At 42.4% G+C, this 10,112-nt stretch carries 8 protein-coding genes and 3 pseudogenes; 10 read left to right on the top strand and 1 reads right to left on the bottom strand.

The window, feature by feature from the left end; all coding sequences use genetic code 11:
* Positions 1 to 142 precede the first annotated feature (142 nt).
* The 6 genes and pseudogenes from ACH0QE_RS13515 to ACH0QE_RS13540 all read left to right on the top strand — a co-directional run.
* Positions 143 to 931, top strand: a pseudogene (locus tag ACH0QE_RS13515) (ribonucleotide reductase N-terminal alpha domain-containing protein); the annotation flags it as partial.
* Positions 932 to 1,155: 224 nt separating this feature from the next.
* A complete protein-coding gene (locus tag ACH0QE_RS13520; protein ID WP_415801142.1) occupies positions 1,156 to 2,028 on the top strand; it encodes an LAGLIDADG family homing endonuclease in 873 nt (290 codons plus the stop codon).
* A gap of 422 nt (positions 2,029 to 2,450) precedes the next feature.
* A pseudogene (locus ACH0QE_RS13525) lies at positions 2,451 to 3,626 on the top strand (vitamin B12-dependent ribonucleotide reductase); the annotation flags it as partial.
* 257 nt (positions 3,627 to 3,883) lie between these two features.
* Positions 3,884 to 4,486: pseudogene (locus ACH0QE_RS13530) on the top strand (vitamin B12-dependent ribonucleotide reductase); the annotation flags it as partial.
* A 99-nt stretch (positions 4,487 to 4,585) separates the two neighbouring features.
* The gene (splB, locus tag ACH0QE_RS13535) at positions 4,586 to 5,611 is read left to right on the top strand and encodes a spore photoproduct lyase (RefSeq protein ID WP_415801143.1); all 1,026 of its coding nucleotides are present in this window, start codon (positions 4,586 to 4,588) and stop codon (positions 5,609 to 5,611) included.
* Between the two features lie 90 nt (positions 5,612 to 5,701).
* Positions 5,702 to 6,586, top strand: coding sequence for a patatin-like phospholipase family protein (locus tag ACH0QE_RS13540; protein WP_415801144.1), 885 nt, complete (start codon positions 5,702 to 5,704; stop codon positions 6,584 to 6,586).
* Between the two features lie 43 nt (positions 6,587 to 6,629).
* Here the strand turns inward: ACH0QE_RS13540 and ACH0QE_RS13545 are convergent, their stop codons facing one another.
* Complete coding sequence (locus ACH0QE_RS13545) at positions 6,630 to 7,001, bottom strand: SA1362 family protein (RefSeq protein ID WP_415801145.1); 372 nt, start codon at positions 6,999 to 7,001, stop codon at positions 6,630 to 6,632.
* A 294-nt stretch (positions 7,002 to 7,295) separates the two neighbouring features.
* Between ACH0QE_RS13545 and ACH0QE_RS13550 the strand changes: the two genes are divergently transcribed.
* The 4 genes from ACH0QE_RS13550 (at position 7,296) to efp (ending at position 9,980) form a co-directional block, all read left to right on the top strand.
* Positions 7,296 to 7,811 (top strand): YqhR family membrane protein, encoded by a 516-nt coding sequence (locus ACH0QE_RS13550; RefSeq protein ID WP_415801146.1) that lies wholly within the window; start codon positions 7,296 to 7,298, stop codon positions 7,809 to 7,811.
* Between the two features lie 78 nt (positions 7,812 to 7,889).
* Entirely contained in the window at positions 7,890 to 8,336 is a 447-nt protein-coding gene (gene aroQ, locus ACH0QE_RS13555) for a type II 3-dehydroquinate dehydratase (protein WP_415801147.1), read from the top strand.
* A gap of 3 nt (positions 8,337 to 8,339) precedes the next feature.
* Positions 8,340 to 9,401: a M24 family metallopeptidase gene (locus tag ACH0QE_RS13560; protein WP_415801148.1), complete on the top strand. Its 1,062-nt coding sequence runs from the start codon at positions 8,340 to 8,342 to the stop codon at positions 9,399 to 9,401.
* Positions 9,402 to 9,422: 21 nt separating this feature from the next.
* A complete protein-coding gene (gene efp / locus ACH0QE_RS13565; protein ID WP_102263552.1) occupies positions 9,423 to 9,980 on the top strand; it encodes an elongation factor P in 558 nt (185 codons plus the stop codon).
* Positions 9,981 to 10,112: the final 132 nt, after the last annotated feature.

Here is a 10,112-nt window from a genome sequence, read left to right on the forward strand (position 1 = left end):
TCGAAAATAAAAAATACACTATATATTGATTTTTGGTGTTTCGATATGATAACGTAAGGGTAATTCAAAAATGCAACTAGAATTACATACTTCTAGTAACACATTAGAGAAAAGATTTAAAACCGTAGAAGGAGTTGTAGAAATGTCTGTAACTATTGGACAAAAAATGAGCCTGGATGTAGAAAGCCTGAACAAGGATATTAAGCTGTTCCCGCAGGTTCACCCGATTACCTCTGACATGAAACTTACCCACAAAGGCGTCTCCCGACTAGTCATGCTGGACCGCTATACTTTTAAAGACACTGAAAAAATTACTCTATCAAATGGTGATTTCGTCGTCCTCACCATCAAAGAGGATCCAAAGTTCCCCGCACGCGGACTTGGATTCATACAAGATATTGATTGGGAAAACAAAAAAGCTAAAGTGCTTGTGGACGAAGAATTCCGCGGTGTGCTGGATGACCCGGAAGAAGCAGCAACCGGTGTGATCACAAAGTCACTGGACGTCATCGAAAAGCCGTTGGAAGTATTCTACGAGCAAATCGCAAAGCGTAACGCAACAGGGCTGGCAGCTGTGGAAAAAACAGAAGAGAAGCGCCAGGAATGGTTCGAGAAGTTTTATCAGGAGCTAGTATCGATGAACTTCATCCCGGCTGGCCGCGTTCTCTACGGAGCGGGTGCGGCAACAGACGTGACTTACTTCAACTGCTATGTAATGCCGTTTGTAAAAGATTCACGCGAAGGAATTTCCGAGCACCGCAAGCAGGTCATGGAAATCATGAGCCGCGGCGGCGGAGTAGGAACGAATGGTTCAACATTAAGACCGCGCAACACACTAGCCAAAGGAGTAAACGGAAAATCATCCGGATCGGTATCATGGCTAGATGATATTGCTAAGCTGACTCATTTAGTAGAGCAGGGTGGGTCCCGTTAAAACCATGGCGGGATTAAAATCTCGTGAATTGCTGGAACACCCTTAGAGCCATATTAACTACAACGTGACTGGCAACGGTGAGCGTGAATGTTGAAAAATAATATGGATTGGGCAATCAGCAGCGAAGCGTCTTTGGAAACAAAGATGAACGTTCAACGACTATTGAAATCACCTAAGGATTAACAGCTAATTCATAAATATTATGAAAGAAGGTAGCTATTATGGAATCTATGGTGAAAGTAAACCTTGAGAGTCCGCGACGACCTTATGGGGCACGAGACAAGGAAGAATTGATAAGTGCGATTACTGTTTATCACGATAAAGGTTACAGCCAAGTCGAAATTGCAAAACAACTTAATTTAAGCCGTGGAACAATTTTGAGATGGAACAAAGAGTTGAATTTTTTAACACCAAGATTACCCGGGGATGCGGGGAGGTTGAAAAATAAAATTCACCATTATGATGAAAATTATTTTTCGGAAATAAGTACACCTAATCAAGCTTATCTTGTTGGATACATTTTAGGCGATGGTACTCTAATTGATCGAAAGAAATCTAAACGATTAGTATTAAGCTTAGCTGAAGTTGATAAACAATTGATTTTTGATATTGCTAAGGAACTAAACATGGTTAATCAAGTTAAGTTCCGGAAGTCGAACTCATTAAGAGAACAAAATAAATTTTCATTACCAATAAGTTCTACCAAAATTTGTAACGACTTAATAAATCTTGGTATAACACCAAGGAAAACAGGTAATGAAAAATGGATAGACTTCGACAATAGCAATCTTCAATGGGCTTTTCTAAGAGGTTTCTTTGATGCTGATGGACATATAAGAGTTTATCGACGGAATGGGTTTCTTAAAGTGAGAATAGGGTTTACTGGATCCATCTTTATGATGGAGTCAATCTTGGGTTATATGAAATCTCATAATATCGGCTTAAAAGTTAATGCAATTTGTGCTAAACAGGGTTGTTATGATTTGTACTTTTCGAGTATTGGTGATGCGAAAAAGATTTATGGTTACCTTTATCAAAATGGAGATTTAAAACTTAATCGCAAATTCCAAAAATTTTCTTCTTTGATGATATAGTCTGATCTCGCATGAAAGTGTGAGAGCCTGGCAGAAATGACCGGGCCCGTTCTATTGAACGAGTAACAAAAAGCGTGGAGCACAAATGATAATGTTAGCGGATTGAAAGATGCACTAGTCCGCGTCGTTCAGAAAATGAACGACTAGAAAATCGGGTGAATTGCAGGGAACTCCTTAGAGGCAGGCAAGCCACAACGTGACTGGAAACGGTGAGCGTGAGGGCTTAAAAATTGCTTGCATTGGACAATCTGCAGCCAAGCGTCATTGGGCAAAGGTAATGGCGAAGGTTCAACGACTAGAGAGTGAGTCCCAACAATAAACTCTCACAAGCGCCCGACCCCTAACAGATCATGCTGAGGGTGATGATATAGTCTAGTCCGGCTGCAGAGCAGCGAAATATTCCGAAAGGAACGGTATATACGTGGCATCCTGACATTGTAGAATTCATCATTTCAAAAATGCAAAACCCAAGGATCCTACGCTTCCTGATTGAAAGCACCAACGATGAATCAATCAAGAAAATGGCGAAGGAAAAGTTGAAATTCACACCACTGACGTTGCAGGAAGAAGCAATGTACCAGGGAATCGTGAACTACAAGAGCATCCCTGGATACGGTGGATTCAGCGCAGATATTATCAAAGCGGCTGAAGAAAAGCTTGCAACAGGCGGAACGTATACTGTCCATAACTCAGAATTCCTGACTGGTGCGAATATTTCAGTCACTCTGACAAAGGATTTCATGGACGCAGTCGATAACGATGCAGATTATGAACTTCGCTTCCCTGATGTTGAAAGCTATGATGCTGAGACAATGAAGGTTTATAACGAAGAATGGCATAAAATCGGTGATGTTCGCGAGTGGGAAACGCTCGGTTATAAAGTCCGGACCTATAGAAAAATCAAGGCAAAAGAACTATGGAACCTGATTAACATCTGTGCGACATACTCAGCAGAACCAGGCATCTTCTTTATCGACAATGCCAACGACATGACAAACGCACAGGCATATGGACAGAAAGTTGTAGCAACAAATCCATGTGGAGAACAGCCTCTCGCACCAAACTCTGTCTGCAACCTTGCTGCTGTTAACCTTGCAGAAATGGCGGACAAGGAAACAAGGACAGTGAACTTTGAAAAATTGAAGCGTACTGTAGAAGTTGGCGTGCGCATGCAGGACAATGTCATCGATGCGACTCCATACTTCCTTGAAGATAATAAGAGACAAGCATTGGGTGAACGCCGTGTTGGTCTTGGTGTCATGGGACTTCACGATCTTCTGATTTACTGTGAAACAGAATACGGTTCTGAAGAAGGAAACAAGCTAGTTGATAAGGTTTTTGAAACAATCGCTACTTCGGCTTACCGTGCATCTGTTGAACTTGGGAAGGAAAAAGGCAGCTTCCCATTCCTTCAAGGCGGTACAGAAGAAGAAACAAACAGGCTTCGTAAGGCATTCACGAACACTGGTTTCATGAAGAAAATGCCTGAAGATATTCGTGAGTCGATCCTCGAAAACGGTATTCGCAACTCACACTTGCTGACTGTTGCTCCGACGGGTAAATTGCTTGCCCCCTATATTCGTAAGAATGTAGCGTAAACTTGGCTATATGCGGGAAACTCTGGCGTATCTCTTGCTACCAGGACTTAGCCAGTCCATCTAAAAGGTAAAAATGCATGAGTGTTGGTAAAATACCTACCAGACAATCCGCAGGGAAGTCGTGGCTGACCCCTCAACGACTACATGCCGAGCAACCAACTATTTTGGTTGATGATATAGTCTGACCCATATGGCGACATATGGAGCGGGTACTGATAATCCCGCCCTCTATCTATAGATAGAGAGTAACAAAAGTGAGCACTGGAACAATGGTTGGCGTTTCAACAGGCCTTGAGCCATACTTCAGCTTCTCCTACTTCCGTAGCGGCCGTCTTGGCAAGTTCATTGAAGTGAAGGCTGATATCGTTCAGGAATATCTTGACCGCAATCCGGATGCTGATCCTGAAAATCTGCCGAACTGGTTTGTTTCAGCAATGGAATTGGCTCCTGAAGCACATGCTGATGTACAATGTATCATCCAGCGCTGGATTGACAGCTCAATCAGCAAGACCGTCAATGCGCCAAAAGGCTACAGCGTTGAACAGGTTGAAAAAGTATATGAGCGTTTGTATAAAGGCGGAGCAAAGGGTGGAACTGTTTATGTTGACGGTTCCCGCGATTCTCAAGTACTGACGCTAAAAGCGGAAGAAAACACGATGGATGAGGAAATCGACAAGAAAGAAAAGCAAAAGCAGCATGTTGTCCTTGTTGACACGATCAATGAATTGCGTTCTACCAACGTAACGATCGGTTCTGAAGTTGGAAATACATGCCCTGTCTGCCGCAAAGGTGAAGTAAAAGAAATCGGCGGCTGCAATACATGTACAAACTGTAACGCACAGCTAAAATGTGGTTTATAATATGACCCAAAGAGGATGGAAATATTTTTTCCATCCTCTTTTTTCGTTTCTGTCCATAATAACCATAAAGACTTATGGAATGAAATGAGGAAATGAATTATGAAAGCTTTTGTACCACAGCTTGTATATATTGAGCCAAGGGCTTTGGAATACCCGCTTGGGCGGGAGCTGAAGGAAAAGTTCGAGAAAATGGGTCTCGAAATCAGGGAGACGACTTCGCATAATCAGGTCCGAGGCATCCCTGGTGACAATGAACTGCAGCAATACCGGAATGCGAAATCCACTCTTGTTGTCGGTGTCAGAAAGACATTGAAATTCGATACCTCCAAACCGTCAGCAGAATATGCCATCCCACTTGCGACCGGGTGCATGGGCCATTGCCATTACTGTTATCTGCAGACGACGCTTGGAAGCAAGCCGTATATCCGCACATACGTGAACCTTGATGAAATTTTCGATCAGGCACAAAAATACATGGACGAAAGAAAACCAGAAATAACCAGATTCGAAGCGGCATGTACATCTGATATTGTCGGGATTGACCATTTAACCCACGCTTTAAAGAAAACAATCGAATTTTTCGGCGAGTCGGAATATGGGCAATTAAGGTTTGTGACGAAATACCACCATGTCGATCACTTGCTTGATGCAAAACATAATGGTAAAACAAGATTCCGTTTCAGCGTCAATGCACGTTACGTGATTAAGCACTTTGAACCTGGAACATCATCCTTTGATGAAAGACTGGAAGCGGCAAGAAAGGTGGCAAAAGCAGGTTACCCGCTTGGCTTCATAGTTGCGCCAATTTATATCCATGAAGGCTGGAGAGAGGGCTATCACGAATTATTTGAAAGACTTAGCCATTCCCTTGAAGGAATCGATCTGACTGGTCTAAGCTTTGAACTTATCCAGCATCGTTTCACTAAGCCTGCAAAAAATGTGATTCAAAAGCGATATCCTAAATCCAAGCTTGAAATGGATGAAGAGAAACGAAAATATAAGTGGGGGCGTTACGGGATAGGGAAGTACGTCTACCAGACCGATGAAGCAAAGGATCTTGAGTCAACAATCCGAGGGTATATCCATTCTTTTTTTCCTGAAGCCCAGATTCAATATTTCACATAAGCTGAAATTTTTAACTTGTACGCCGTACTATTTTGTAAATTGAGCGCTTAAAGATGTAAAGATGGGATTACATCGACGGGAGTGGCTCATATGTATATTGACGGCGTTTTTTCCGGCGGAGGAATTAAAGGATTAGCATTGGTAGGTGCCTGTGCCGCAATCGAAGAACGGGGATTCCGTTTTAAAAGGGTTGCCGGAACCAGTGCAGGTTCACTGATAGCTGGCTTGATCGCCGCTGGCTACACTAGCACAGAAATGGCCAACCTTTTGGATGAACTTGACCTGAAGAAATTTCTCGATTCTAGAAAAACGGTCTTCCCATCAGCGTTGACCAAATGGCTTTTTGTATACTGGCGGCTGGGGCTTTATAAAGGTGATGAACTGGAGTGCTGGATAGCGGAAATATTGGCTGCCAGAGGGCTGCGCACTTTTGGTGATCTTGCTCCAGATGCATTAAGGATCATCGCGTCAGATCTAACGAATGGCCGGCTGCTGATCCTCCCTGATGATTTGCCTAAATACGGTGTCGATCCGAGAACCTTTCCTGTAGCCAGGGCAATCAGAATGAGCTGCAGTCTTCCATTCTTCTTCGAACCGGTAAAGTTGCGTGACCGAGTCGGCATGAATATCGTTGTTGATGGCGGAGTGTTAAGCAATTTTCCGATGTGGTTATTTGATAAGGATAATATAAAAAAAGTCCGGCCGGTACTTGGAGTCAAGCTGAGCCAAAATCTGATCCAGCAGCCTACCAACAAAATCAAGAACGCCCTGAATATGTTCGAAGCTTTGTTCGAAACGATGAAGGATGCTCATGACTCCCGGTATATTTCCAGGAAACATGAAAAGAATATCATTTTCATTCCGACAGAAGGCAACTTGACTACTGAATTCCAGCTCTCAGATGAAAAGAAGCAGGAATTGATTGATCTTGGCAAAAAGAATGCTGAGAAGTTTTTTAAATCATGGTGTTATTAACTCAATAAAGGCAAAGAGCCTAATAAAACACAAAAAATCGAGCTTAGAACGAAGCCCGATTTTTTTTCCTGCTCTTTTTACCGTCTATGACCGTTAAATGTGACGCATCCTTCTTTTTGTTGCGCGCGGATGCGAGCGACCTTATTTTTGACCGTTTAGAGGAAGTATTTGCGTCTTTTGTCTGGAACCGCTTTTTGGAACGCTTTGCTGCTTTTTGGAATGCACGTTGCTGCTGCCGTCCTGAACTTGAGCCTGTCAGGCGGGTAACAAGAAAATAAATTAACGCACCAACCAGGGCGATTGTTGCAAGCATTATTAGGATACTTAATGGATCGGTAAATAACTTAAAGGCGAAACCAAAGATTGCAAGAACGATCAGTCCTGAAACAATATACGTAGAAGTACGATTCTTCAATGAAAGCCACCTCCCTACTAGCATCATGAGCAATTTTTCCAGCTTTTAAACTTGCCAACGATTACTTTATACAAATTCTCCGATTTTATACTCTTCTCCTGCTACTTTTTCCTTTTTAAAAGCGCTTTAAACGAGAGATTCTCATTTCATATTATTGCAGCCACTTGTTCTGTTACTCTTATTTTACTAAAAATTAGCACAAACCTCTATATAGAGGACAGCCTATGCAACAATTTTTCCAGATGTGCAATTGATTGGTCTGTCCGGGACATACTAAGTATGGAGGTGCAACTAATGGCAGATAATCAAGAAAACCTTGAACAGAACCAAAGGGAAAAACCAATGTCTTTCATCGCGATGAGCATTATCACCGGATTGTTTGGAGGGATTTTTTGGAGTGCGCTTGCTTATTTAGCCTATATCTTTAACTTTACTGAGATCCGTCCAAATGTCATTCTCGAGCCCTGGGCGCTAGGAGAATGGAAAGAGCAATGGCTAGGTACGGTCATATCCATTGTTGTGATTGGCCTTTTTTCAACTGGCGCAGCGCTAGTGTATTACGCAACAATGAGAAAGCTTAAATCCATATGGGCCGGTGCAGCATTCGGGGTAGCGCTGTTTTTCCTTGTTTTCTATGTGCTCAATCCGCTGTTCCCTGGCATTAAACCATTCTGGGACTTGTCAAAAAACACGTTGATCACATCCATTTGTTTTTATGTTCTTTACGGTGTTTTTGTTGGTTACTCCATATCATATGAAGAAAATGAAAATCGCAACAGTGAAAATAATCAACAGGAAGTTACCTCCTGAGCGTCTCGCGGTAGTTTTAACGAATTCAATTGTGATAGAATGTTCTTATTGAACATTCTTTTTTTACGGGAGCCTGTTATGAAAAAAATACTTATGCTCAATGGTCCAAACTTGAATCGTTTGGGAAAAAGAGAACCCGGAATATACGGTGTCAGAACATTGGAAGATTTGGAAAAACGGATGGTCCAGCTTGGAACGGAAAGCCAGGTTGAGGTTATCTGTTTCCACTCGAACCATGAAGGGGATCTGATTGACAAACTCCATGAGGCAGAAGACACTGGTATGGATGGCATTATTTTTAACCCAGGGGCTTTCACGCATTATAGCTATGCCATCAGGGATGCAATTGCAGGGATTAATTGTCCCGTTATCGAAGTACATATTTCCAATGTTTATCAAAGAGAGGAATTCAGGCACAAATCGGTGATTGCTCCAGTATCAAAAGGGCAGATTGCAGGTCTAGGCTTTCTTGGCTATGAATTGGCGCTTGAAGCATTCAAAAGAGAATTACAAGGGGAGGAATAGGTTATGGAAAAAATTCAAAAATTGCGCGAGAGTTTTCAAAGTCTCGGAATCGATGGAATGCTGGTCACAAGCGATTACAACCGCAGATATATGACTGGTTTCACTGGTTCTGCCGGCATGGTGCTGATCAGTGCTGAAAAAGCATTATTCATCACGGATTTCAGGTATACTGAGCAGGCTGCAAAACAATGCGAAGGTTACGAGGTGGTCCTGCATAAAGGACTGATTCAGGATGAAGTAGCGGCTCAAGCCAAAAACCTGGGAATCAAAAAGCTCGGCTTCGAAGAAAACCATGTTACATATTCGGCTTATAAAACTTTCGATAAGGGCGTGGAAGCTGAATTAGTGCCCGTATCAGGGGAAATCGAAAAGTTACGCTTGATTAAGACTGATTCAGAGATTAAGATATTAAAGGAAGCAGCAGCCATTGCAGATGCTGCGTTTACACATATACTTGAGTTTATCCGTCCGGGCAGGACAGAGCTGGAAGTATCAAATGAAATAGAATTCTTCATGAGGAAACAGGGAGCAACATCCTCTTCATTCGATATTATTGTGGCATCAGGCTACCGTTCAGCACTTCCGCACGGAGTAGCAAGTGACAAGGTGATTGAAGCAGGGGACTTTATAACCTTGGATTATGGTGCATATTATAATGGGTATGTATCTGATATTACCCGTACATTAGCCGTAGGAAGCCCTTCAGACAAATTAAAGGAAATCTATGATATTGTACTTGAAGCCCAGCTTCGGGGAATGGCAGGCATCAAGCCGGGCATGACAGGCAAGGAAGCTGATGCACTTACACGCAACTTTATCACGGAAAAAGGATACGGTGAGTATTTTGGCCACTCTACAGGCCATGGAATCGGACTCGAAGTACATGAAGGACCTGGTCTTTCATTCAGATCTGATACCGTCCTTGAACCTGGTATGGTTGTGACTGTCGAGCCAGGAATCTATATTGCTGGACTTGGCGGAGTAAGAATTGAGGATGATACTGTTATTACGAAAGACCATAATGAGTCACTGACACATTCTACTAAAGAACTCATCATACTATAGGACACATTAGGAGGACAAAAAATGATTTCAGTTAACGATTTCCGTACAGGTTTAACAATCGAAGTGGACAATGGCATTTGGCGTGTCCTTGATTTCCAACACGTAAAGCCAGGAAAAGGAGCGGCTTTCGTTCGCTCAAAGCTTCGCAACCTTCGTACTGGAGCGATCCAGGAAAAAACTTTCCGCGCTGGTGAGAAAGTAGCGAAAGCACAGATCGAGAACCGCAAAATGCAATACCTGTATGCTAGTGGCGACCAGCACGTATTCATGGACAATGAGTCTTACGAGCAAATTGAATTGCCAGGCACTTATATTGAATATGAGTTGAAATTCCTTAAGGAAAACATGGAAGTATATATCATGCAATTCGGCCACGAAACTCTTGGTGTCGAGCTTCCAAACACTGTTGAACTTGAAGTAACAGAAACAGAACCAGGTATCAAAGGTGACACTTCTTCCGGCGGTACTAAGTCTGCGACATTGGAAACGGGCCTTACAGTACAGGTTCCTTTCTTCATTAACCAGGGTGACAAACTTGTCATCAACACAACAGATGCATCTTATGTATCTCGCGCATAATTCATAAGTAAAAGACCTGCTGAAAAGCAGGTCAGCTTGTGGAGAAAGGTACTATTTTTTTCTTCCACAAGCTTTTTTATTCTGTTTAATTCATCTTTTTTGATGGATTTACAGTCTTTATTAATTATAAAA

Source organism: Mesobacillus sp. (assembly GCF_047739415.1).
Lineage (GTDB): Bacteria > Bacillota > Bacilli > Bacillales > Cytobacillaceae > Mesobacillus.

Coding starts and splice junctions, on each gene's coding strand:
- ACH0QE_RS13520 (WP_415801142.1), top strand. CDS start 1,156: ATGGAATCTATGGTGAAAGTAAACCTTGAGAGTCCGCGACGACCTTAT.
- splB (WP_415801143.1), top strand. CDS start 4,586: ATGAAAGCTTTTGTACCACAGCTTGTATATATTGAGCCAAGGGCTTTG.
- ACH0QE_RS13540 (WP_415801144.1), top strand. CDS start 5,702: ATGTATATTGACGGCGTTTTTTCCGGCGGAGGAATTAAAGGATTAGCA.
- ACH0QE_RS13550 (WP_415801146.1), top strand. CDS start 7,296: ATGGCAGATAATCAAGAAAACCTTGAACAGAACCAAAGGGAAAAACCA.
- aroQ (WP_415801147.1), top strand. CDS start 7,890: ATGAAAAAAATACTTATGCTCAATGGTCCAAACTTGAATCGTTTGGGA.
- ACH0QE_RS13560 (WP_415801148.1), top strand. CDS start 8,340: ATGGAAAAAATTCAAAAATTGCGCGAGAGTTTTCAAAGTCTCGGAATC.
- efp (WP_102263552.1), top strand. CDS start 9,423: ATGATTTCAGTTAACGATTTCCGTACAGGTTTAACAATCGAAGTGGAC.